Annotated in this window: 21 protein-coding genes; 11 read left to right on the forward strand and 10 right to left on the reverse strand. The window is 71.4% G+C overall.

The window, feature by feature from the left end:
* Positions 1-77: 77 nt before the first annotated feature.
* From ACF08M_RS13600 to idi, 3 genes are all read left to right on the forward strand, one after another.
* Positions 78-1019 carry a cation diffusion facilitator family transporter gene (locus tag ACF08M_RS13600; protein WP_392185405.1) on the forward strand — a complete coding sequence of 314 codons (942 nt, stop codon included), beginning with the start codon at positions 78-80 and terminating at the stop codon, positions 1017-1019.
* Positions 1020-1226: 207 nt separating this feature from the next.
* Positions 1227-2495 (forward strand): bifunctional class I SAM-dependent methyltransferase/N-acetyltransferase, encoded by a 1269-nt coding sequence (locus tag ACF08M_RS13605; protein ID WP_392185406.1) that lies wholly within the window; start codon positions 1227-1229, stop codon positions 2493-2495.
* Positions 2496-2641: 146 nt separating this feature from the next.
* On the forward strand, positions 2642-3235 hold the full coding sequence (gene idi / locus ACF08M_RS13610) for an isopentenyl-diphosphate Delta-isomerase (protein ID WP_392185407.1): 594 nt from the start codon (positions 2642-2644) through the stop codon (positions 3233-3235).
* A 36-nt stretch (positions 3236-3271) separates the two neighbouring features.
* Here idi and ACF08M_RS13615 read toward each other — a convergent pair whose 3' ends face one another.
* Together ACF08M_RS13615 and ACF08M_RS13620 are read right to left on the reverse strand one after the other, a co-directional pair.
* The gene (locus ACF08M_RS13615; RefSeq protein WP_392185408.1) at positions 3272-3727 is read right to left on the reverse strand and encodes an ATP-binding protein; all 456 of its coding nucleotides are present in this window, start codon (positions 3725-3727) and stop codon (positions 3272-3274) included.
* Between the two features lie 134 nt (positions 3728-3861).
* The gene (locus ACF08M_RS13620) at positions 3862-4485 is read right to left on the reverse strand and encodes an HdeD family acid-resistance protein (protein WP_392185409.1); all 624 of its coding nucleotides are present in this window, start codon (positions 4483-4485) and stop codon (positions 3862-3864) included.
* Between the two features lie 80 nt (positions 4486-4565).
* On the opposite strand from ACF08M_RS13620, the gene ACF08M_RS13625 reads away from it, so the two are divergent.
* Positions 4566-5324, forward strand: a complete 759-nt coding sequence (locus ACF08M_RS13625) for an enoyl-CoA hydratase/isomerase family protein (protein WP_392185410.1) — start codon at positions 4566-4568, stop codon at positions 5322-5324.
* A gap of 12 nt (positions 5325-5336) precedes the next feature.
* Here the strand turns inward: ACF08M_RS13625 and ACF08M_RS13630 are convergent, their stop codons facing one another.
* Positions 5337-5972: a DJ-1/PfpI family protein gene (locus tag ACF08M_RS13630; RefSeq protein WP_392185411.1), complete on the reverse strand. Its 636-nt coding sequence runs from the start codon at positions 5970-5972 to the stop codon at positions 5337-5339.
* Positions 5973-6013: 41 nt separating this feature from the next.
* Positions 6014-6976, reverse strand: coding sequence for a GlxA family transcriptional regulator (locus tag ACF08M_RS13635; protein WP_392185412.1), 963 nt, complete (start codon positions 6974-6976; stop codon positions 6014-6016).
* Between the two features lie 156 nt (positions 6977-7132).
* Between ACF08M_RS13635 and ACF08M_RS13640 the strand changes: the two genes are divergently transcribed.
* The gene (locus tag ACF08M_RS13640) at positions 7133-7996 is read left to right on the forward strand and encodes a hypothetical protein (protein WP_392185413.1); all 864 of its coding nucleotides are present in this window, start codon (positions 7133-7135) and stop codon (positions 7994-7996) included.
* 124 nt (positions 7997-8120) lie between these two features.
* Entirely contained in the window at positions 8121-10520 is a 2400-nt protein-coding gene (locus ACF08M_RS13645; RefSeq protein WP_392185414.1) for a Tex family protein, read from the forward strand.
* A gap of 384 nt (positions 10521-10904) precedes the next feature.
* Here the strand turns inward: ACF08M_RS13645 and ACF08M_RS13650 are convergent, their stop codons facing one another.
* Together ACF08M_RS13650 and ACF08M_RS13655 are read right to left on the reverse strand one after the other, a co-directional pair.
* Complete coding sequence (locus ACF08M_RS13650; RefSeq protein WP_392185415.1) at positions 10905-12542, reverse strand: ABC-F family ATP-binding cassette domain-containing protein; 1638 nt, start codon at positions 12540-12542, stop codon at positions 10905-10907.
* A gap of 188 nt (positions 12543-12730) precedes the next feature.
* A complete protein-coding gene (locus ACF08M_RS13655; RefSeq protein ID WP_392185416.1) occupies positions 12731-13339 on the reverse strand; it encodes a helix-turn-helix domain-containing protein in 609 nt (202 codons plus the stop codon).
* Positions 13340-13427: 88 nt separating this feature from the next.
* Between ACF08M_RS13655 and ACF08M_RS13660 the strand changes: the two genes are divergently transcribed.
* Positions 13428-14054 carry a class I SAM-dependent methyltransferase gene (locus ACF08M_RS13660; protein WP_392185417.1) on the forward strand — a complete coding sequence of 209 codons (627 nt, stop codon included), beginning with the start codon at positions 13428-13430 and terminating at the stop codon, positions 14052-14054.
* A 44-nt stretch (positions 14055-14098) separates the two neighbouring features.
* Positions 14099-14599, forward strand: a complete 501-nt coding sequence (locus ACF08M_RS13665; RefSeq protein ID WP_392185418.1) for a DinB family protein — start codon at positions 14099-14101, stop codon at positions 14597-14599.
* A 190-nt stretch (positions 14600-14789) separates the two neighbouring features.
* Here the strand turns inward: ACF08M_RS13665 and ACF08M_RS13670 are convergent, their stop codons facing one another.
* Complete coding sequence (locus ACF08M_RS13670; RefSeq protein WP_392185419.1) at positions 14790-16103, reverse strand: M14 family metallocarboxypeptidase; 1314 nt, start codon at positions 16101-16103, stop codon at positions 14790-14792.
* Complete coding sequence (locus tag ACF08M_RS13675) at positions 16100-18094, reverse strand: Xaa-Pro dipeptidyl-peptidase (protein ID WP_392185420.1); 1995 nt, start codon at positions 18092-18094, stop codon at positions 16100-16102. Before ACF08M_RS13675 ends, ACF08M_RS13670 begins: the two co-directional genes overlap by 4 nt.
* Positions 18095-18303: 209 nt before the next feature.
* Between ACF08M_RS13675 and ACF08M_RS13680 the strand changes: the two genes are divergently transcribed.
* Positions 18304-19797 carry a M1 family metallopeptidase gene (locus ACF08M_RS13680; RefSeq protein WP_392185421.1) on the forward strand — a complete coding sequence of 498 codons (1494 nt, stop codon included), beginning with the start codon at positions 18304-18306 and terminating at the stop codon, positions 19795-19797.
* A gap of 161 nt (positions 19798-19958) precedes the next feature.
* Positions 19959-21014: a LacI family DNA-binding transcriptional regulator gene (locus ACF08M_RS13685; RefSeq protein WP_392185422.1), complete on the forward strand. Its 1056-nt coding sequence runs from the start codon at positions 19959-19961 to the stop codon at positions 21012-21014.
* Here ACF08M_RS13685 and ACF08M_RS13690 read toward each other — a convergent pair.
* Positions 20977-21891 (reverse strand): oxygenase MpaB family protein, encoded by a 915-nt coding sequence (locus ACF08M_RS13690; RefSeq protein ID WP_392185423.1) that lies wholly within the window; start codon positions 21889-21891, stop codon positions 20977-20979. The two genes, ACF08M_RS13685 and ACF08M_RS13690, sit on opposite strands and share 38 nt — an antisense overlap.
* Positions 21892-22261: 370 nt before the next feature.
* Between ACF08M_RS13690 and ACF08M_RS13695 the strand changes: the two genes are divergently transcribed.
* A complete protein-coding gene (locus ACF08M_RS13695) occupies positions 22262-23203 on the forward strand; it encodes an SDR family NAD(P)-dependent oxidoreductase (RefSeq protein WP_392185530.1) in 942 nt (313 codons plus the stop codon).
* Here the strand turns inward: ACF08M_RS13695 and ACF08M_RS13700 are convergent.
* On the reverse strand, positions 23184-23387 hold the full coding sequence (locus ACF08M_RS13700; RefSeq protein ID WP_392185424.1) for a hypothetical protein: 204 nt from the start codon (positions 23385-23387) through the stop codon (positions 23184-23186). The two genes, ACF08M_RS13695 and ACF08M_RS13700, sit on opposite strands and share 20 nt — an antisense overlap.
* Between the last annotated feature and the right edge of the window lie 41 nt (positions 23388-23428).

The raw sequence follows: 23428 nt of genomic DNA on the forward strand, positions 1-23428 counted from the left end.
TACCCCCCACCCGTAGTTGACTGGCAGTGCTCGGGCCGACCGCGCCCGAGTCCGCGAGACGACCGGGAGGCGTCCCCATGGGGGCAGGGCACGACCACGGGCACACACACGGCGGGCCGGCGCCCACCGGCACGGCAGCCGCCGCGTACCAGGGACGGCTGCGGATCGCGCTGGGCATCACGCTCACCGTGACGGTCATGGAGATCGTCGGCGGACTGCTCTCCGGCTCCCTCGCCCTCATCGCCGACGCGGCCCACATGGCGACCGACGCCCTGGGCCTGGGCATGGCACTGCTGGCGATCCACTTCGCCAACCGGCCGGCCGGACTCAACCGCACCTTCGGCTTCGCCCGCGCCGAGATCCTCGCCGCCCTGGCCAACTGCCTGCTGCTGCTCGGCGTGGGCGGCTATCTGCTCTTCGAGGCGATCCAGCGCTTCATCACGCCCGCCGAGACGAAGGGCGGGCTGACGATCGTCTTCGCCCTGGTCGGTCTGGTCGCCAACGTGATCTCGCTGTCGTTGCTGCTCCGTGGGCAGAAGGACAGCCTCAATGTGCGCGGCGCCTATCTGGAGGTGCTCGCGGACACGCTCGGCTCCATCGCCGTGCTGATCTCGGCGGGGATCATCCTGGCCACCGGCTGGCAGGCCGCCGACCCGATCGCCTCGCTGGTCATCGGCCTGATGATCGTCCCGCGCACGGTGAAGCTGCTCCGGGAGACCCTCAATGTGCTGCTGGAGTCGGCGCCCAAGGGCGTCGACATGGGCGAGGTGCGGGCCCACATCACCGCCCTGCCCGGAGTCCTGGACGTGCATGACCTGCACGCCTGGACGATCACATCGGGGATGCCGGTGCTCTCCGCCCATGTGGTGGTGCGCCAGGACATGCTGGACTCGATCGGTCACGAGAAGCTGCTCCATGAACTGCAGGGCTGCCTGGGCGTCCACTTCGACGTGGAGCACTGCACCTTCCAGCTGGAGCCGAGCGGCCACGCCGAGCACGAGGCCGGACTCTGTCACTGAACTGCTGTTCAGCAGGGCCGTGTACGATGCCCGGCGGGGCGTGGAGCCTCCCCGTACCGAAAGAGGAGTTGAGGTTGATGACCGTCGCAACGGCGCCCGTCCGGCGCAGCATCCGGTCCGTCCTCATCTCCCGGGCCCTCGGCTAGCACCCCGGTCCGCACCGGGTCGGCACGCCGGCCGGAGCCCTCGTACACAAGGGTTCTCCCGTTGACCGACAATGATCACGCCGTCCGTTCCGAGGCGTTCTTCTCCCTGCACCACAATCTGCCGCGGCAGAGTCCCGGCTCCGATGCCACCACCCGGCAGCTGCTGGAGCTCACCGGCCCGTTGCCGCACCGTCCGCGTGTCCTGGATCTGGGCTGCGGGCCCGGACGCGCCGCGCTGCTGCTCGCCGCCGAGGCCGGCGCCGAGGTGACCGCCGTCGATCTCCACGAGCCGTTTCTCGGCGAACTGCGCGAGGCGGCCGCCGCTCGTGGGCTCGGCGACCGTATCCGTACGGTCCGGGCCGACATGGCCGAGCTCTGCGGTGCCGACTTCCCGGACGGGTCGTTCGACCTGGTCTGGGCCGAGGGTTCCGCGTACATCATCGGCTTCGACGCGGCACTGCGTGACTGGAAGCGGCTGCTCGCCCCGGGCGGCTCCCTCGTCGTCAGCGAGTGCGTCTGGACGACGGACACGCCGACGGCCGAGGCCCGCGCCTTCTGGGAACGGGAGGCTTCGCTGCGCCCCGTGGCGGCGAACACGACGGCAGCCGTGGCTGCCGGGTACCACGTCCTCGGGGTGCGGGTGCAGCCCGACAGCGACTGGGACGAGTACTACGTCCCGCTCGCCCGACGGGTGGAGGCCGCCGACGCGTCCGCTCCCGGCATGGCCTGGGCGCTCGCGGCGACCCGCGAGGAGCTGGCCATACGGCGCGACCACGGTGCGGAATACGGCTACGCCTGTTACGTGCTGCGCCCCGCGGACCTCCGCTGGGCGACCCGGCCGGAGACCGCGGCGGACGTGGCGACCGTGCACGCGGTCAACGCCGCCGCGTTCCCGACACCGGACGAAGCCGCTCTCGTCGACGCGCTGCGTACCGATCCGGCGGCCTGGCTGCCCGGCCTCGGCCATGTCGCGCTGGACGGCCCGGACGGCGGCATCGCGGCGTACGCGCTGCTGACCCGGTGCCGGGTCGGGGACGCACCGGCGCTCGCGCTGGCCCCGGTGGCGACGGCCCCGGAGCATCAGCGGCAGGGCGCCGGACAGGCCGTGGTGCGGGCCGCGCTCGACGCGGCCCGGCTGCGGGGCGAATCGCTCGTCCTGGTGCTCGGCCATCCCGCTTACTACCCGAGGTTCGGCTTCGTACCGGCATCCCGCTACGGGATCCGGCCGGACTTCGACGTCCCGGACGAAGCGATGATGGCCCTGGTGCTCGACGACTCCGTGCCGGTGCCGCACGGCACGATCCGGTACCCGGCGGCCTTCGGCGTCTGACGTGCCGTCCGGCCCCGCCGCGCCCCGGGGTGCGGCGGGGCCGGACATGCAGGACCCGAAGTGCGGACCAGCGGCTTCTGTACGGCAGACTTGACCGGACTCGACGGGACCGGCGCACAAGGCCGGGACCATAGCGAAGGATGGGTATGCCGACCACACCAGCCACCGCGGCGAACAGCTCGTCGAACGGCACCGCAGAAGCGATCATGCTCGAACTGGTCGATGAGAACGGCACCACCATCGGCACGGCGGAGAAGCTCGCCGCCCATCAGCCGCCCGGTCAACTGCACCGGGCCTTCTCGGTGTTCCTCTTCGACGAGCAGGGCAGGCTGCTGTTGCAGCGCCGCGCGCTCGGCAAGTACCACTCCCCCGGCGTCTGGTCGAACACCTGCTGCGGCCACCCCTATCCGGGCGAGGCACCCTTCGCCGCCGCCGCCCGTCGTACCTACGAGGAGCTGGGTGTCTCGCCCTCGCTGCTGGCCGAGGCGGGCACGGTCCGCTACAACCACCCCGACCCGGCCTCCGGCCTGGTGGAGCAGGAGTTCAACCATCTCTTCGTGGGGATGGCGCAGGACCGGCTGCACCCGGATCCGGAGGAAGTCGGCGAGACCGCGTTCGTGACGGCCGGGGAGCTGGCCGAACGGCATGCGCGGGCGCCGTTCTCCGCCTGGTTCATGACAGTGCTGGATGCCGCACGGCCGGCGATCAGGGAACTGACCGGACCGTCGGCGGGCTGGTAACCGGCCGGCCGTGCCGTGTGCCGCGGCACACGGGGGTCAGGGCGACGGGCTCAGCGGCAGCGCCGCCCAGATGATCTTTCCGCCCCCCGCGGTGTGCTCCACGTCGCAGGTCCCGCCCGCCTCCCGGGTGATCTCCCGGACCAGCAGCAGGCCGCGGCCGCCGGTCTGCGCGTAGTCCGTCTCCAGGGCCGTCGGCCGATAGGGATGGTTGTCCTCGACGGACACCCTGACCCATGCCGCGCCGACGGCCACCTCGACGGCGAGCTCCGGCGAGAGCAGGGCGGCGTGCTTCACCGCATTGGTGACCAGCTCGGAGACGATGAGCAGCAGACCCTCGGCGACGTCCTCGTCCAGTGGCACGCCCTGGCGGTGCAGCAGGTCGCGTACGGCATGCCTGGCCTGCGGTACGGAGACGTCCACGGCCGGGGCGGTGAACCGCCAGACTCCCTCGTACGACACGGGCCGGGCGGGGACACTCCCGCGGCTCTCCATAGTCCGGCACCCGCTCTCGACTCGGTGGTTACTGCACGTCGAGTACAGAGTGCGGCGCGTAGTCGGCCCGGATCGCACTGCTGCCAAGAAGTCGACTTCTATCGACGGAATTTGGCCGACCATGCACGAATGTGTCAGCTCTTGGAGCGTTTCTGACGTCCTTCGGTGGCTGTGTCCGGCAGCTCTCCGCTCGCGCGTTGATCCGAGACCATGGAGACCACATGGCGGCCGCCGACCCCGAGCGCGATCAGGCCGAGCCCGTCGAAGAGCAGCGCCAGCGAGAAGAACAGACCGAGTACGTAGAGGCTGCTGTGCGGCCAGTCGAAGAGCACCAGCAGCCCCAGGAGCAGGCCGAAGGCTCCTTGCAGGAGCGTCCAGCCGAACTGCGGGCCACGCACCACGACGCTGCCGACCAGCCGGAACAGCCCACCGGTCAGGAAGAGCAGCGCGGCGAACATGGTCAGCGCCTCGGCCGTGCCGTGCGGATGGTGGATGACGACGACTCCGGCGGCAATGTTCAGCGCGGCGACCACGACGGCCAGCCAGAAGAAGTTGGTGCCTCGGGACTCGATGGCGTGGAGCAGCCCGACGATGCCGCCGATCAGCAGCAGCCAGCCGAACAGGATCATCGAGGTGAGCGTCGCCACGCCGGTGTACACGAGGCCGACGAGACCGGCCACGACGAGAAGGGTGCCGAGGAACGCCAGCCAGCCGAAACTGCGGCTCAGCCTCTTGCCCTCGACTGCGGGATCGGCCACGGGAAGCTCCTCGGGGTGTGTGCCTGTCCGGCGACCCCTTCTTGATCATAGGTTCGAACCGTCCGGATAGCATCCGGCGCATGGACCGTACGGAATCCCGGCTGGAGCACACCGTCGCGGACGGTGTCGCGACCGTCGTCATCAGCAACCCCGCCAAACGCAATGCGATGACGGCCGCGATGTGGAGCGCGCTGCCCGGTCTGCTGGAGCGGCTGGCCACCGACCCCGCGGTCCGGGTGCTGGTGCTGACGGGCGCCGGGAACACCTTCTGCGCCGGTGCGGACATCTCCTCGCTCCGGGATCCGGCGGGCGATCCGCAGGCGCTCGCCGTGGCCGCCGAGGAGGCCCTCGCAGCGTTCCCCCGGCCGACGCTCGCGGCGATCCGCGGCTACTGCGTGGGCGGCGGCAGCCAGCTCGCGGCCGCCTGCGATCTGCGGTTCGCCGAGGAGGGGGCGTCGTTCGGTGTCACACCGGCCAAGCTCGGGATCGTGTACGCCGCGTCGTCGACCCGACGGCTGGTGGCGCTGACCGGCCCGGCGACGGCGAAGCATCTGCTGTTCTCCGGCGAGCTGATCGACACCGCGCGGGCGCTGCGGACCGGTCTGGTGGACGAGGTGCTGCCGGCCGGCGAGCTGGACAAACGGGTTGAGGCGTATGTACGCACGCTGGCGGCGCGCTCGCTGCTGACGCAGGCGGCGGCGAAGGAGTTCGCCACCGGGCGGGAGGACCGGGATACGTACTGGGCGGAGCAGGCGCGTCGCAGCGGCGACACCGCGGAGGGTGTCGCCGCCTTTCTGGAACGGCGCGCGCCGCGCTTCACCTGGCCGGCGGGGCTGTGAAACCCCCCGCGGCTACTGGAGGATGCGGCGGCTCTTGGCGCGGAACTCCTCGACCAGTGCCGCCGGGGCCTTGGCGGGTGAACCCGCGTCGTACGGCGGCTGCGGGTCGTATTCGGCAAGCAGCTGTACGGTCATGGCGTGCTCGTCACCCGCGATCCGGCCGAGCAGGGTGAGCCCCATGTCGATGCCGGAGGAGACGCCCGCCGCCGTGACGTACTTGCCGTCGACGACGACGCGTTCGCCGGTCGGCTCGACACCGAAGTCCTTCAGCGCGTCCAGCGCGAGCCAGTGCGAGGTGGCGCGGCGGCCCGTCAGCAGCCCGGCCGCGGCCAGCAGCAGGGACCCGGTGCAGACGGAGGTGGTCCAGGTGCTGGTGGCGTCGACGGTGCGGAGCCAGCCGAGCAGTTCCTCGTTCTCCATCTGGGCGCTCTGGCCCGGGCCGCCCGGGACGACCACCACGTCGGGCGCCGGTACCTCGGCGAAGGTCCTGTCGGCGACCAGCGCGAGGCTGCCGCTGTCGTTGCGCACGGGTCCGGTCCGTTCGGCGACGAACACGGTCTCGGCGTCAGGGGTGCGGGCGAGCATTTCGTAGGGACCCACGGCGTCGAGCGAGGTGAAACGGTCGAAGAGGACGATGGCGATCTGCACGGCGTTGCCTTTCGGTCGGTCGTCGGTGGATGGCGGGCCGGTCAGTGAGCGGCCAGCCGGCCGCGGAAGCGTCGGCGGTATTCGGCGGGTGCCGTGCCGAGGGTCTTGATGAACGCGCGGCGCATGGCCTCCGGAGTGCCGTAACCGCAGTCGCGCGAGATGCCGGAGATGCCGTCGGTGGTGTCCTCCAGCAGCCGACGGGCGTGTTCGAGGCGTACGCGGTCGACGTAGCGGCCCGGTGTGAGGCCCGTCTCGGCCCGGAAGGCGCGGGCGAAGTGACGGGGCGAGAGCCGCGCGCGGGCGGCGAGCGCCTCGACGGTGAGATCGTCGCCGGGGTGCTCGGTGATCCAGTGCTGGACCGCACGCAGAGGTTCGCGCCGGGCGGTCTGCGCGGTGAGCTGGGCGCTGAACTGCGCCTGGTTCCCGGGCCTGCGCAGAAAGACCACGAGGTGGCGGGCGATCGTGAGCGCGATGTCCCGGCCGTGGTCCTCCTCGACGAGCGCGAGGGCCAGGTCGATACCGGCGGTGACCCCGGCGGAGGTGGCCAGTCTGCCGTCGCGTACGAAGATCGGATCGGGGTCGACCTCGACGGCCGGGTAGCTGCGGGCGAGGTGGTCGCAGACCGTCCAGTGCGTCGTCACCCGGTGCCCGTCCAGCAGCCCGGCCGCGGCGAGCAGCAGTGCCCCCGTACAGACGGAGACGAGCCGCTCGGCCTGCGGGGCGTGGGCACGCAGCCAGTCGACGAGTGACGGGTCGGGGGTACCGGTGCTCTGGCCGCCCGGGACGAGGAGGGTGTGCGGCGGTTCGGCGTCGGCGAGACTGCCGTCCGGGACGAGCGACAGACCACTGCTCGTCCGGACCGGCGCGCCGTCCCGGGAGGCGGTGCGCAGTTCGTAGCCGGCCCCGGCGAAATGGGAGACCCCGGCGAAGACCTCCACCGGACCGGTCACATCGAGGCTCTGCACGCCGTCGTAGAGGACGACGAGTACGGATCGCTGCGTCATGACTGCCATCCTGGACAGCCGGTCGCATGGCCGCAATGACGAAATCCCCACCTTTCCTGCCATGCCGCGTCCTCCTGGATCAAAGGGCGATCAAGGGCCGATCAGGGGGCCGCCCAGGGGTTACGGAGCGTACCGACCAGTCGGTAATGTGCCCGTATGAGCACTCTGCCGCCGCGCGCCGGACGCCACTGCCACAACGCCGTCAACCCGTTGCACTCGACGGTCTACTTCTCCCCCGACCTCGGCAAGGAGTTCGGGAAACTCGGCATCGACGACCCCCACGCCACCTACATCGCCTCGCGGGCGGCGGCGCTGGGCGCCGTCGGCCCCGGCACGGTCACCGCGACCTTCTACAACTTCAACCATGACCTCGTCGCCCGGCATCTGCCCGCCGTGTGGTCCGTCGCCTCGCCGCAGGCCGTCCTGGACGCCCGGCTGCGCGCCGCCGACGCCACGCTCCGCCGGCTGCTGGGCGAGGAGATCATCGCCTCCCCCGGCATGGCCGAGGCGGCCGGGCTGGCGCTGCGCGCCGCCGGGGCGTGCACCCGACACGCCCGGCCGCTCTACGCCGCCCATGCCGATCTTCCGGTGCCCGAGGAGCCCCATCTGGCGTACTGGCACGCCGGCACACTACTGCGCGAGCACCGCGGCGACGCCCATATAGCGGCTCTCCTCGCCGCCGGTCTCGACCCGGTGGAGGCCCTGGTCAGCCACACCGCGACCGGCAAGGGAATGAACCCGGACTGGATCCTCACCACCCGCGGCTGGAACCGCACCGACTGGGAGGAGGCGGCCGATCGGCTGCGCGGGCGTGGACTCCTGGACGCCGAAGGCGAGTTGACGGAGGCGGGAGTCGCACTGCGGGCGGAGCTGGAGGAGGCCACGGACCGGATGGACCTGGCCCCGTACGAGCATCTGGGCGAGGAGGGCGTGGCGCGGCTGACCGAGCTGGGGCGCGACTTCCTGTTCACGGCGGCCTCGGCGGGCGCGTTCCCGGCCGACCTGATGGGCAGGGGCTGAGCACGCCGACCCGCGACAACTGGGGTGGCCGGGCGACACGGTGCCCGGCCACCCGGCACAATGCAGGCGGAGGGGCCCCGCCCCGGTAAGCACAGCCAGTACGAGAAGGCGAGTCGGTAGAACCGTGACGACGTCCATCGAAGGCAGGATCGCCGAGGAGCTCGGCGTACGCGAGCGGCAGGTGAAGGCGGCCGTCGAGCTGCTCGACGGCGGGTCGACCGTGCCGTTCATCGCGCGCTACCGCAAGGAAGCGACCGAGATGCTCGACGACGCGCAGCTGCGCACGCTCGAGGAGCGGCTGCGGTATCTGCGGGAGCTGGAGGACCGTCGTACGGCGATCCTCGACTCCGTGCGCGAGCAGGGCAAGCTGGACCAGGCGCTGGAGGCGCAGATCCGGGCCGCCGACACCAAGGCGCGTCTTGAGGACATCTATCTGCCGTTCAAGCCCAAGCGGCGCACGAAGGCGCAGATCGCCAGGGAAGCCGGTCTCGAACCGCTCGCGGACGGCCTGCTCGGGGACCCTTCGGTGGAACCGCTCGCCGCTGCCGCCGCCTTCGTCGACGCCGACAAGGGCGTCGCGGACGCCGCGGCGGCGCTGGAGGGGGCCCGGGCCATCCTCACCGAGCGGTTCTCTGAGGACGCCGATCTGATCGGTGAGCTGCGTGAGCGCATGTGGTCGCGCGGCCGGCTCGCCGCCAAGGTGCGCGACGGCAAGGAGGAGGCGGGTGCGAAGTTCGCCGACTACTTCGATTTCGCGGAGCCGTTCACCGCGCTGCCCTCGCACCGGGTGCTCGCGATGCTGCGGGGCGAGAAGGAGGACGTGCTCGACCTGGTCCTGGAACCGGAGGAACCGTCCGGGACGCCCGGCCCTTCGACGTACGAGAACATGGTCGCCCGCCGTTTCGGGGTGACCGACCGCGGCCGTCCGGGCGACAAGTGGCTCGGCGACACGGTGCGCTGGGCCTGGCGGACCCGGATCCTGGTGCACCTCGGCATCGATCTGCGGCTGCGGCTGCGTACGGCGGCGGAGGACGAGGCGGTACGAGTCTTCGCGTCGAACCTGCGCGACCTGCTGCTCGCCGCGCCGGCCGGGACACGGGCCACCCTGGGTCTCGACCCCGGTTTCCGCACGGGTGTGAAGGTCGCCGTCGTCGACGCGACCGGCAAGGTCGTCGCGACGGACGTCATCCACCCGCACGTCCCGGCGAACAAGTGGGACCAGTCGCTGGCCGCGCTGGAACGGCTGGCGAAGACCCACGACGTCGACCTGATCGCGATCGGCAACGGCACGGCGTCCCGCGAGACCGACAAGCTCGCCGGTGAACTCATCGACAGGCACCCCGAGTTGAAGCTCACCAAGGTGATGGTGTCGGAGGCGGGCGCGTCGGTGTACTCCGCTTCGGCCTTCGCGTCGCAGGAACTCCCCGACATGGACGTGTCGTTGCGCGGCGCCGTCTCGATCGCGCGACGCCTTCAGGACCCTCTCGCGGAACTGGTGAAGATCGACCCGAAGTCGATCGGTGTCGGTCAGTACCAGCACGATCTGTCCGAGGTGAAGCTGTCGCGTTCACTGGACGCGGTCGTCGAGGACTGTGTGAACGGTGTCGGTGTCGACGTCAACACCGCTTCGGCACCACTGCTTTCGCGGGTGTCGGGGATCGGCTCGGGGCTCGCCGAGAACATCGTTGCGCACCGTGACGCGAACGGGCCGTTCCGGTCGCGCAAGGCGCTCAAGGATGTGGCGCGGCTGGGCCCGAAGGCGTACGAGCAGTGCGCGGGGTTCCTGCGCATCCGGGGCGACGACCCGCTGGACACGTCGAGCGTGCACCCGGAGGCGTACCCCGTGGTGCGGGCGATGGTGAAGCGGACCGGCGGCGACGTCGCCTCGCTGGTCGGCAACACGGGTGTGCTGCGGTCGCTGCGGGCCGACGATTTCGTGGACGAGAAGTTCGGTCTGCCGACGGTCACCGACATCCTGAAGGAGCTGGAGAAGCCGGGGCGCGACCCTCGTCCGGCGTTCAGGACGGCCACCTTCAAGGAGGGCGTCGAGAAGATCGGTGATCTGGCCTCCGGGATGGTACTGGAGGGGGTCGTCACGAATGTCGCGGCGTTCGGCGCATTCGTGGACATCGGTGTGCACCAGGACGGACTGGTGCATGTGTCGGCGATGTCGCGCACGTTCGTGAAGGACCCGAGGGATGTCGTGAAGCCGGGCGACATCGTGAAGGTGAAGGTCATGGATGTCGACATTCCGCGGAAGCGGATCTCGTTGACCCTGCGGCTGGACGACGAGGCGTCGGCGGCGACGGGGAGCCAGGGCGGCGGGCCGAAGCGGGAACGGGGCGGCCAGGGCGGCCGGCCGCCGCGGCAGCGCCAGGGCCAGGGCGGCCGGGACCGCGACCGGCGCGGCGGCGGTGGAGGCGGCTCCGCCCGTCCGGCGCCCGCCCCGGTGAACAGCGCAATGGCGGACGCACTGCGCCGGGCCGGACTGACGGATCCGAAGCAGGGCGGCAAGAGGGGCTGACGCCGAGGGCGGGGCGGGAGACCGGTGCGGTCCGCTGCGCGGAGCCTTCCGGTCCCCGCCCCTTCCCGGAACCGGGGCTCAGAGCCTGTCGGGTGACCTTCGATCGGGTAGCGGACGCGGTCTGGTGCGTGCGATTCCAAGGCGCCGGGATGTCCTCGGATGGGGTCTCCCCTGCTCGAACGAAGCTGAGAGCTTGGGGAAGGAGCTACTTGGGCATTCCGGCAACGCGGGAAGCGTGCGTGCCAGGGCGTGGCCGCCCGATCAGAGGTCACCCGACAGGCTCTCAGCCCCGGAACTCCGGTCCTCGGACTTCGGAGGGGCTTGGGATGCCGGACCGGGGCGGGCCCCGCGTCACGTCCGGTGCCGGGCGAGGGCCCGGCACCGTCACAGCTCCGCCACCCTGCCGTCCACCACCTCGACGCGCCGCGTCGTCCGTACCGCTTCCAGCATGCGCCGGTCGTGCGTGACCAGCAGCAACGTCCCCGGGTACGAGTCCAGCGCCGATTCCAGCTGTTCGATGGCGGGCAGATCGAGGTGGTTCGTCGGCTCGTCGAGGACGAGGAGGTTGACGCCCCGGCCCTGGAGCAGGGCGAGCGCCGCCCTGGTGCGTTCGCCGGGCGAGAGCGTGGTCGCGGGACGCATCACATGGTCCGCGCGCAGTCCGAACTTGGCGAGCAGTGTGCGGACTTCGGCCGGTTCGGTGTCGGGGACAGCCGTGCAGAACGCCTCCAGGAGCGTCTGCGAACCATGGAACAGCTTGCGCGCCTGGTCGACCTCGCCGACCACCACGCCCGAGCCGAGCGTCGCATGCCCGGCGTCCAGGGGGAGGCGCCCCAGGAGTGCCGCGAGGAGCGTGGACTTGCCCGCTCCGTTGGCGCCGGTGATGGCGACCCGGTCCGCCCAGTCGATCTGCAGCGAAGCCGGCCCGAAGCTGAAGTCGCCGCGTACGGCCCGGGCTTCGCGCAGGGTCGCGACGACCGAGCCGGAGCGGGGCGCGGCGGCGATCTCCATCCGCAGCTCCCACTCCTTGCGCGGCTCGTCGACGACGTCCAGCCGCTCGATCATGCGCTGGGTCTGCCGGGCCTTCGCGGCCTGCTTCTCGCTCGACTCGCTCCGGAACTTGCGGCCGGTCTTGTCGTTGTCGGTGGCCTTGCGGCGGGCGTTCTTCACGCCCTTGTCCATCCAGGAGCGCTGCATCTGGGCGCGCCCTTCGAGAGCGGCACGCTTGTCCGCGTACTCCTCGAACTCCTCACGGGCGTGCCTGCGGGCCCTCTCGCGCTCCTCCAGGTAGGCGGCGTACCCACCGCCGTACAGGTTGATCTGCTGCTGGGCCAGGTCCAGTTCGAGGACCTTGGTGACCGTACGCATCAGGAATTCGCGGTCGTGGCTGATGACGACCGTGCCCGCGCGCAGCCCGGAGACGTAGCGCTCCAGCCGCTCCAGCCCGTCCAGGTCGAGGTCGTTGGTGGGCTCGTCGAGCAGGAAGACGTCGTAGCGGGAGAGCAGGAGGGAGGCCAGGCCCGCGCGGGCCGCCTGGCCGCCGGAGAGCGCGGTCATCGGCAGGTCGAGGCCGACGGTCAGTCCGAGGTCGGCGGCGACCTCCTCGGCACGCTCGTCCAGGTCCGCGCCGCCGAGCGCCAGCCAGCGCTCCAGTGTCTCGGAGTACGCGTCGTCCGCGCCCGGCGCTCCGTCGACGAGGGCCTGCGTGGCGGTGTCCATCGCCGTCTGGGCGCCGGCGACGCCGGTGCGGCGGGCCAGGAACTCCCGCACCGTCTCCTGCGGACGCCGCTCCGGCTCCTGCGGGAGGTGGCCCACGGTGGCGCCGGGCGGGGAGAGCCGCAGCTCACCCTCCTCCGGGCGGTCGAGTCCGGCGAGCAGCCGGAGCAGGGACGATTTACCGGCGCCGTTGACTCCGACGAGACCGATCACATCACCGGGCGCGACGACGAGGTCGAGCCCGGCGAAGAGTGTGCGGTCGCCGTGTCCGGCGGCGAGGTCCTTGGCGACGAGGGTGGCAGTCATCAGGGTGCCGATCCTAATCGTCGGCCGGGGAGGGCGGAGCAGCCCGGCCCGGCCTTCGAGCGGGTCGAAGGTCTGCCCGGCGGTGCGACGGCCTCCCGCCTGTCGCGGCCGGCCGAGCGCTCCGGCATCCCCGCGGCTCCGGCACGCATGGCTCACTGCCGACGCGACCGCGGAATCTCTCGCCGGGTTCATCGCCGGGGCTCGGCCCGGGAGGAGCGATCGGGGTCGGTGCGTATGTGCGCACGCAGCCCCTGCGGGCCGAACAGGATGAGAAGCTCGACCGCGCCGCCATCGGCACTGCCCAGCCAGTGCGGCAAGGACGTGTCGAACTCGGCTGCCTCACCGGGCGGCAGCGTCAGGTCGCGCTCGCCGGTCACGAGACGCAGGTGGCCGTTGAGTACGTAGAGCCATTCGAAGCCTTCATGGGTCTGCGGGGTCGGTTCGAGCGGTGCCGGCCGGGCGGGGATGATCATCTTGAAGGCGTGCACCCCGCCCGGTCGCCGGGACAGGGGCACAAAGGTCATTCCGTGCCGTCGGATCGGCTTGAGGTGGATCCGGGGGTCACCGGTGCGCGGGGCACCGACGAGGTCGTCCAGCGGGACGTCGTAGATGCGGGCCAGCGGCAGCAGCAGTTCCAGGCTCGGCCGGCGCTGCCCGCTCTCCAGCCGGGACAGGGTGCTCTCCGATACACCGGTCGTCGCCGCGAGGCCGGCGAGGGTGATGCCGCGGTCACGACGCAACGCACGGAGCCGCGGCCCCACCGCGTCGAGCACGTTGTCTTCCGTCTTGTGGTCCATGAGACCCATCTTGCCGTTGTCGCAAGTTTTCGTGCCAGGTCGTGGTGGGCCTGGCAAGACTGAGCGCCCACCGACACAAGGAGTCCTGATGAGCACCACCGATGCGGTCACGTTCTGGGACGGCGTCTACGCGGGCCGGCCGGCGGCCGGAAACCCGCAGCCGAATGCTCGCCTCACCGAGACGGTGACGGGCCTGCCGCCCGGTGACGCGTTGGACCTCGGATGCGGCGACGGCGGCGACGCGCTGTGGCTCGCCGGCCAGGGCTGGCAGGTCACCGCCGCCGACATCTCGGCCGTGGCGGTCGAGCGGCTCGCCGCCCTCGCCCGCTCGCACGGCCTGGGCGACCACGTCATCACCGTGCAGCACGACCTGAACACGTCTTTCCCGCCCGGCGGATTCGACCTGATCTGCGCCCACTACCTGCACACCCCCGTTGACCTGGACCGGGCAACCGTCCTGCGCTCGGCCGCGCACGCGCTGCGCCCGGGCGGGCGACTCCTGGTCGTCGACCACGGCTCGGCCGCGCCGTGGTCGTGGCAGCAGGACCCCGGTACCCGGTACCCGAGCCCGCAGGAGGTCGCCGCAGGTATCGGGCTGTCCCCGGAGACATGGACGGTCGAGCGGGCCGACGCACCCCGTCGGATCGCGACCGGACCGGGCGGGCGCACCGCCGAGGTCACCGACCATGTCCTCCTCATCCGCCGCGCCGCCTGACACGGCGACCGGCGCGACCCCCCGACGAAGGAAGGCGACCACTCTTGCCCAGCACCACGCCCCACGACCACCGCGGCGACGCCCCGCCGCCCCGGACCGGAAACAGCGAGACCGAGGTCCTGCGCGGATTCCTCGACTACCTCCGGACTTCGATCGCTGCGAAGGCCGAAGGTGCTCCCGAGCCGCAGGTGCGGACAGCCGCAGTGCCGTCGGGCACGAACCTGCTCGGCCTGCTCAACCACCTGACGTTCGTCGAGCGCTCGATGTTTCTCGGGGACGACGTCACCGACTGGCAGGCGACGTTCCAGGCCGCACCGGCGGACAGCGTGGCCGATGTCGTGGCCCGCTACCGGGAGACGGTCGGGCGCGCGAACGATGTTCTCGACGGGTGCACCGACCCCGGCGCACCGGTCCCTCGGCCGCGGCCCGGCCGCCCCGGTCCCAGCGTCCGCTGGGCGCTGGCCCACATGATCGAGGAGACCGGCCGTCACGCGGGCCACGCGGACATCCTCCGCGAACTGATCGACGGCTCGACCGGCCGCTGAACCGCCTTCTCCACCCGGTCCGTCGTGGGGTGCCGGTTCGGCGCCGGGTGGCCGGGGAGGTCCGCCGTCTCCGGCAGAGCTCCCCGGCCACCCGTTCTCCGTGCGTCGTGCGGCACGGATGACACCTTTCCCGGAAGCCGCCTTTCGGCTCCCCGTAGGCAGTGCCACGCGTGGCGCTCATCTCATGGCGTCAACACGCGGTATCAACCTGCCCTTTTGTGAGGTGATAGGTCGCACGCCCGTCCAGGAGAAGCGGGATCAGGTTGCGGGCCGACTGCCGCAGCGGTACATACGCTCCCTCACCTGCGCGCCGGAAGGTGACTCCGTGCAGGGCCAGTTCGTCCTTGACGTCGTCGAACTGGGCCCTGGTGAGCCGGTATCCGCACGGCGGGTCCTGGAGCACTCGGCCGGCGTCCGGTGCCTCGTTGTCGGCACCGCCGAGGTAGACGGGGCCGCGGTCGTCCGTTCCTGCGGCGCGGGACGCGGCGGTGGCGGCCCCGATCCGGCCGCGGTGTTCGTCGGCGAAGGCGAACAGGCCGTCGAGTGCCGCGAGTTGGGAATCGACACGGCGCCGGCTGTTGAGTGCCGGGTCGGTCTTCTCGGCGTCGGTGAGCGCGTCGACACGGGATTCGATGAGCAGGCCGACGGCGTGCTTGATGCCTGAGGTGTTGCGCAGGATGCGTTCCTGTCCGTCGCCCGCGGTCTGCTTGATCGGATCGCCGGTGACGGGGTCGGTCCAGATGCCGTAGAGGCCGCTGCTGTAGCCGGCCTTCTCGGCGGTGGGCCGCACATAGCGCTCGGCGAGGGTCCGCGATTCGCCGTGCACCCGGTCGGAGACGTTGAGGTTACGGGGCCACAGGACGAAGAGGTCCTTGTCGTAGTAGGGCGGGGTGGCCCCGTACTCGTGCAGGTCGTAGATCACTTGGGGCTTCCGGTCGCGGATGACCGCCGCCACGGCACGGGCCTCGGCAGTCTGCAACGCGATGTGGTCGCGGTTGATGTCCACGCCGTCGGAGTTGCCCCGGGTGCCGGCGGCGCGCCCGTCGGGGTTGGCGGTGGGCACGACGAGGACATGGGTGCGGGAGAGGAAGTCCCGGGTCGGCCGGTCCCGGGCCTGGGCCAGATCGCGAATGGTCGTCAGGCACGCTTCGCGGCCGGCCGGTTCGTCGCCGTGCTGACTGCAGATCAGCAGCATCGTGCCGGCCGCGGGGCGAGGGTTTCCGATCCGGACGAGCTGGAGCGGGCGACCCTGTTTCGTCGTGCCGATCCGGTCGACGGAGACCCGGTCACTGCCCCGGTCGACGGCGGCCAGGAAGGACTGCTCCTCCGGCTGGCCGGTCCACCGGGCGCCCTCACTGATCTCGAAGCCGGTACGGGGCTGGGGCCGGGTGTGCGCGGCTTCGGCGGGCGCGGTGACCAGCGGGACGGCCAGGACGGCGGCGGCCGCGGTCAGGACGAGGTTGCGGCGGACGGTCCCGCGTGCGGTCGGTGTGCGGGGTGTCATGAGCGGCTGCCTCCCGGGATGCGGTGAGCGGGACGCGGTGGCGTCACGCCCTCGGAGTGGACTGCGCGGGGGGTGGCTGTCACGGGTGCGGAACCCGCGGTGGCTCGTACGAAGGCTCCGGCACCGCCGGTGAACGGCAGCTTCGCGGACGTACGGGCCAGGTCGAGGGTGAGCGTCGGCGTGGAGTCCGGCGGGTCGATGAGGTCCCGGTCGGTACCGGCGACGATCAGGGCGAGCCGGTGTCCGGCGGGGACGACGTGGTCGGTGGCCGCCAGCTGGATGGTGAGGGTGTAGGCCCTGCCGGGGGTGAGGGGGCGGCCCTTTCCGGCGGAGGCGTATGTGCCGAGATCGGCCCAGCCGCGGCTGAGGACGGTCCGGTCGACCGCGGCCGTTGCGGCCCTGGTCTCCTTGAAACAGGAGCTGTCCCCCACCGTGCTCGCGCCCCAGCAGGTGCGGTCGGCCAGGGTGGTGATGCCTTCGCCGGCCGAGCCGTAGTCACGGATGGTGTCGGGGCCGATGTCCACGAGAACCGCGGAGAGATGGGCGGTCGACGTGGTCGGGGTGGCGGTGGCGGTCACCGTGGACGATCCGGAGAGCCGCAGGTCCCGGGTGAGCGGCGCGGTGCGGAATCCGGCCTTGGCGCTCGTGGTCCGGTCCAGGTCGGCGGCCCACCGCGTCTCGTCCTGCGCCGGATCGTCGGTGAACGTCTCGGTGGCGCCGGGGCGGGCGGGCCGCAGACCGAGGGTACCGACGCCCGGCGCACTGCCGGAGCCGGGGCGCACGGTGGTGGTGTGCGTGGTGCGGGGCGGCCAGACCCTGTCGGTGGACCACTGATCGGGGTGGCGTTCGATGTCGGCCATCGGTTCGCGGTCGATGCCGTTGTCGTAGCCGAGGAGGTAGTGGTCGAACCAGCGGTGGAGCGTGTCGACCCAATCGGCGCGCCGGTAGTCGAACGGGTCGACATGCCCGGTCTGCGAGAGCCAGATCTTCCGCTCCACGCCCCGGTCCGCGAGAGCGTCCCACCACTGACCGAGGTGCTTGGTGCGGACGTTGAGGTCCTGCATGCCGTGTACCGCGAAGACGCTGGCCCGCACCTTGCGTGCGTTCTTCACGTAGTCCCGCTCGCTCCACGACTTCGTCCAGTCGCCGGTACGCGGCGCCCCGTCGGCGAGCTGCCGCTGGACGGCGGCGCAGCGGTCCCGCGCCCCGGGGCTCTCCACGTAGTCGGAGAGCCCGTCGGGGCCGCCGCCGTAGAGGGGCGCGCCCTGGGCGAAGTAGTAGTCGTACCAGGAGGAGATGGCACCGATCGGGACGATGGTCCGCAGTCCGTCCACGCCGGTCGCCGCGACACCGTTGGCGACGGTGCCGTCGTAACTCTTGCCGATCATTCCGGTGCGGCCGTTGGACCAGCCGGCCGTGGCGCGCTCGGCACCGGTGCGGGTGGTGTAGCCGCGGGCGCGGCCGTTCAACCAGTCGATGACGGCCTTGGCGGACTGCACATCGGAACGTCCGCCGACGTCGACACAGCCGTCGGAGCGATTGGTTCCGGCCAGATCGACGGCGACGAAGGCGTAGCCGCGCGGCACGAAGTAGTTGTCGTAGTACAGAGGGAACTGGACCGGCCGGCCGTCGGCGCCGTACGTCTTGAGCTGGCTCTCGTTGCCGCGGCCGCAGCAGGAGTAGTACGGGCTGGCGTCCATGATCACGGGGACCTTGTGGCCCCGCAGGGCGGGTTCGCGCGGCCTGACGATGTCGACGGCGACGCGATCGTTCCTGCCGTTCCCGTCGCCGTCCAGTCCGGTGTCGACCCAGACGGATTCGCGCACGGCGTTCTCGTACGAGTGGACGGGCCGGCTCTCCGGGGGCCCGCTCCTTCGGGGGCTCGCGCCCTGGGCGCCCGCCGGCGAGAGCAGGACGGCCATCAGGGCGGCGACGGCCGCCACCACCAGCGATCTGTACGTCAAGCGGGTGCCCCGCGCACGTGTCGGCATGGGCGGAAGGTACCCCGGCCAACTCCTGTGCAAAAGGGGGCGATCACCGGCACGCATGACGTAGGTGCCGCACGGAGGGTCGCGCGCCATGTCGGCCGAATGGCGATCGTGTGACGGATGAGGCCATGTACACGACTGACGCGACAGTCGCCGCATAGTCTCGGCATGACGGTTCGAAAGATCATTCGCCCCGACGACTTGGAGCATTCGTGCACCGCAGATTCATCGTCCCGAGCGCACTCGCGGCCTCCCTGCTGCTGGCGATTCCGGCCTCGGCCGCCGAAGGCACCACGGGCTCCCCGGGCATCGGCGACCCCTACTACCCGGCCAGCGGCAACGGCGGCTACGACGTGTCCCACTACGACCTGCGGCTGAAGTACCAGCCCGCGACCGACCTGCTGGAGGGAACGGCGACGATCCTTGCCACGACCACCCAGGAGCTCTCCCGCTTCAACCTCGACTTCGGGCTGGACGTCTCCGAGGTGCGGGTGAACGGCAAGAAGGCGGGTTTCGCCAGGAGCGGCGAACAGGAGCTGGAGATCACCCCGTCGGCGGCGCTGGCGAAGGGCAAGGCCGTCTCGGTGGTCGTCCGGTACGCCGGAAAGCCGTCCGAGGTGAAGATCAACGGCTGGACCTCCTGGGTCCGTACCCCGGACGGTGCCGTGGCCGCGCAGGAGCCGGAGTCGGCCGCGTGGTGGTTCCCCAGCAACGACCACCCGCTGGACAAGGCGACGTACGACATCTCGGTGTCCGTGCCGGACGGCACCCAGGCGATCAGCAACGGCACGCTCCAGTCGCAGAGTTCGAAGCTCGGCTGGACCCGCTACAACTGGCGCTCCGCCAAGCCGCAGGCGACGTATCTGACGACGCTGGCGATCGGCAAGTTCGACATCACCACGGACACCACCTCGGACGGGCTGCCGGTCGTCAACGCGTACAGCAAGGACCTCGGTGCCAACGGCGGTGCGGCACGCGCCAGCATCGAGCGGACCACCGAGGTCGCCGAGTGGCTGACGGAGGTCTTCGGGCCGTACCCCTTCGACGCGCTCGGCGGCTACTCCCCCAACGTGAAGAGCTCGTTCGCGCTGGAGACCCAGACCAGGCCGTTCTACAGCCCGAAGCAGTTCGCGAACGGTGCGAACGTCTCCGTCGTCGTCCATGAGCTGGCACATCAGTGGTACGGCGACAGCGTGTCCCTCAAGGGCTGGAAGGACATCTGGATCAATGAGGGCTTCGCCCGCTACAGCCAGTGGCTCTGGTCGGAGAAGGAGGGCGAGGGCACCGCACAGGAGCTGGCGGACTACACGTACGCCCAGCATCCGGCGGACGACGCCTTCTGGACGGTGAAGCCGGGCGACCCCGGCCCGGACAACCAGTTCGACGCGGCCGTCTACGACCGGGGGGCGCTGGCTCTCCAGGCGCTACGCAACGAATTGGGCGACGAGACCTTCTTCGCGCTCCTGAAGGGCTGGCCGGCCGAGCACGCCTACGGGAACGCGAGCGTGGGAGACTTCGTGACCTATGCGGAGCGGGTCTCGGGCAAGCCGCTCGCCGGCTTCTTCGACACCTGGCTGTACCGGCCGACGCGGCCCGAGACCCCGGCCGCTGCCGGGGCGCGCTCGTTGCGCGCGCCCGCGCACCCGGCGCGGCCCGCGTCATGGAAGCAGATCGCGGCGACGAACACGATCCACGACCACCACTGACGGGTCGACGGATCGGTTCCGGGTTCCGTCGCCCCCCTCTCGTCGGCGGGGCGACGGTGCCCGGCGGACGGCCGGGGGCGCCGGTTACGCTGATGGGGTCGGTGCCGTCCGGCCGGCCCCGGCCGGTTCAGGCCCGATCCCGCGCGTACGAGGAGCGTCCCTTGCCCGGTCCGGCCCCCGGTCCCCCTGGAGATTCCCGGCCCACGCTGGAGGCCGTGGCGGCCCTGGCCGGGGTCTCACGGGCGACGGCCTCCCGGGTGGTGAACGGCGGGGCGGGGGTGCGGCGGCCGCTCGTGGAGCAGGTGCGCAAGGCGGTCGACGAGCTCGGCTATGTGCCGAACCACGCTGCCCGGACCCTGGTCACCCGGCGTAACGGCGCGGTCGCCGTGATCATCGACGAGCCGGAGTTCCGGATCTTCTCCGACCCGTTCTTCTCCCAGCAGATCCGCGGCATCAGCCGTGAACTGACCGTGTACGACGCCCAGCTGGTACTGCTCCTGGTGGAGGGCAGCGGGGACTTCGACCGCGTCGCCCGCTACCTGGCCGGTGGCCATGTGGACGGCGCACTGGCCTTCTCGCTGCATACGGACGACGCACTCCCCGCGATCATCCGGCGGTTCCGGGTACCCACGGTCTACGGCGGCCGCCCCGGCCGGCCGGGCGCGGCGTCCGAACTGGCCGCCCCATACGTCGACTGCGACAACCGGGGCGGCGCGGCCGAGGCCGTACGCCACCTCGTCTCCCTCGGCCGGCGGAGGATCGCGCACATCGCCGGGCCGCACGACCAGACGTCGGCACTCGACCGGAGAGACGGCTATCACGACGTGCTGCCCGACGCGGATCCGGCACTGCTCGTCGAGGGCGACTTCACCGTCGAGGGCGGCGCACGGGCGATGGCCCGGCTCCTCGATCGGCACCCCGGCCCGGACGCGGTCTTCGCCGCGAACGACCTGATGGCCTCGGGCGCCCTGCGGGTACTGCGCGAGCGCGGTCACCGGGTGCCGGAGGAGGTGGCCCTGGTCGGATTCGACGACATGGTATCGGTAGCCGAGGCCACCGATCCGCCGCTGACGACGGTCCGTCAGGACGTGGCGCGCATGGGGAGGCTGATGGTGCGGATGCTGATGCGACGGCTGAACGGCGAGGCCGGGAACGAGGGTTGCGCACTCGAATCGGTGATCACGCCGACGGAGCTGGTGCGCCGGGCTTCCGCCTGAGCCCCCCGGCGCCGCGGGCGGCCTCGCGGTACGCCGCCCGCGCCCTGCGCGCGTACGGCAGATAACGCAGCCGCTCGGGGAGCGCGGGTACGACGCACCGCACGACTGCGCAGAACCGTCGCAGCTTCCGCTCCTGCGCGTCCGTCCACTCCAGCCCGATCGCCTCCCGCGCCTCCGGTGGCATCAGCCCGATGGTGACGAAGCGGCGGAACCGGGCCAGCGGCGGAAGGAGCAGTGGCCACAGCACCTTCAGCAGCAGCCGCACCCACAGCGGTCCCCGGTCGGGCGGCGGTACGGGGCGGTCGGTGGCGATCAGGTCCTCGACGACGACGGTCGGCTCGATCTCCTCGGCGAGCACCTTGCGGAAGTACGGCCAGAACTCCTCGATCGTCTGCGGCATGTCCCGGTCGTGGATGCCGAGCACCCGGCCGACCTGGAGCCATTCCCGGTAGAGGGCTCGTTCCTGCGCGTCGGAGAGCGGCCGGACGAGATAGCGCGCGGCGTGCTGGTACACGGGGAAGCCCGTGGCGTGCACCCACGCATAGTTCGCGGGCGACAGCGCATGGTAGCGGCGCCCCCGGGTGTCGGTGCCCCGGATGGTGCGGTGCACCTTGCGCAGCCGACGTCCCTCCTCGGCGGCCGCGTCACCCCCGTACACCCAGAGCTGGAGCGAGCGCAGAGACCTCTCGCCGCGCCCCCACGGGTCCGTGCGGAAGACGGAGTGCTCGTCGACGCCCGCACCGACCGCCGGGTGGGCGACCTGGAGGGTGAAGGCGGCAGGCAGCATCAGCAGGGCCCGGATGTCGCCGGAGAGGCTCCAGAGCACACCGCCGGGCGGCGGGGCGGGGGTGTCGTCCCGGGCTGCTTCGGTACTCATGAGTGCTCCCGACGGTCGGCGGGGCGTGCGGCTCGGTGCCCGACCCTGTGTGATCCAGTATGCGATCGCTTCCGCTCCGGCGCGTAGGGGCCCCGGGGCACCTCTTGCTGCATGAGCGCGTCGGCGGTGTCGACGCGATTTGTGCCTGAGCGGTCCCGGTTGGCCATTGCGCCCTCCGGTTGGCCGACGTGACGCTCAGCGGCGCGGTGCGGCGATGGGCCGGCACCGCGTCGGCGGGATGTCGACCCTCCGGCGGGACTGTCGGTGATCCATAGGCGATGTGTCGGTGGCCGCCGGAACCGTGGGAAGTTGCCCAAGGGAACAGCCGCAGCCGCCTTCAACAGCAGGGAGCCCCGTCGCCATGTTGTCCATGTCCTCCGCCCCACCCTGGAATGTCCAACGGCTACCCGGTGCCGATGGCCGCGTCTTCCTGGTCACCGGCGGCAACGCCGGAATCGGGTACTTCGTCGCGGAGCAGTTGTCGGCAACCGGAGCGACCGTCGTACTCGGCAGCCGGAATCCCGCCAAGGCCGAAGCCGCCATGGCCTCGATCCGTGCGCGTGTCCCCGGTTCGCGGGTGCGGGCCGTACGGCTGGACCTCGCCGACCTCTCGTCGCTCGAAACAGCGGTGAAATCGCTGGAGGTGGAGCGCCTTGACGCGGTAGTCCACAACGCCGGCGTCGCGCTTGACGACCCGCCGCGCAAGGAGACCGGGGACGGTCACGAGCTCATGTTCGGCACGAACCACCTCGGGCACTTCGCCTTGACCCAGTGGCTGATGCCGCTGCTGTCAGCTGCGCCGGCGGCCCGCGTGGTGACCATGGGCAGCTTCGCAGCAAGGTCCGAGCGGCTCGACCTGGACGACCTGCAGTCCTGGAAGGACTACCAGCCCAAGCGCACCTACGGCCGGTCCAAGTTGGCGCAGATGTACTTCGGCGTCGAACTCGACCGCCGCCTGCGCGCTGCCGGCAGCACCGTGGCAAGCGTGGTGGTCCATCCCGGCGGCGCGTTGGACTCCCTCACCCCGTCGCGGCCACCGGTCCATGTGCGAACTGCCGGCGCACGGCTGAGCGCGGCACCTGCGGCCCTCCTCGTCCAGGGCAAGCACGCCGGCGCATGGCCCGCGGTCCGAGCGGTACTCGACCCGGCCGTGCGTGGAGGCCAGATGTGGGGACCGCGCGTCTTCGGCCTGCGCGGCGAGCCCCGACGTGAACCGGTGTGGAACCACCTTGCCGATCCCTCCGTCGCGGCGCGGTTGTGGGACGCAAGCTGCGATCTGACCGGCGCCGACCTCAGCACCATCTCCGGATAGCTCGGGCGCGGGCGCGTTGGTCAACAGCCTGGATGGGTGGGTGCCAGCCGTCGAGGTCGAGAATGCCGCGGGCGGCTGCCGGACCGCGCAGGCGGTCGCGGACGTCTTCGGCCCGGACGGCCGTGGGCGGTGGCCCGTCGTCGAGGTGCAGGTAGCCGAACGAGATCAGGCGGATTGGCTGCATGCGGATCTCCTGTCAGTCGGACTGATGTGCCGGCTGGCCGG

The organism is Streptomyces sp. NPDC015032 (genome assembly GCF_043080425.1).
GTDB lineage: Bacteria > Actinomycetota > Actinomycetes > Streptomycetales > Streptomycetaceae > Streptomyces.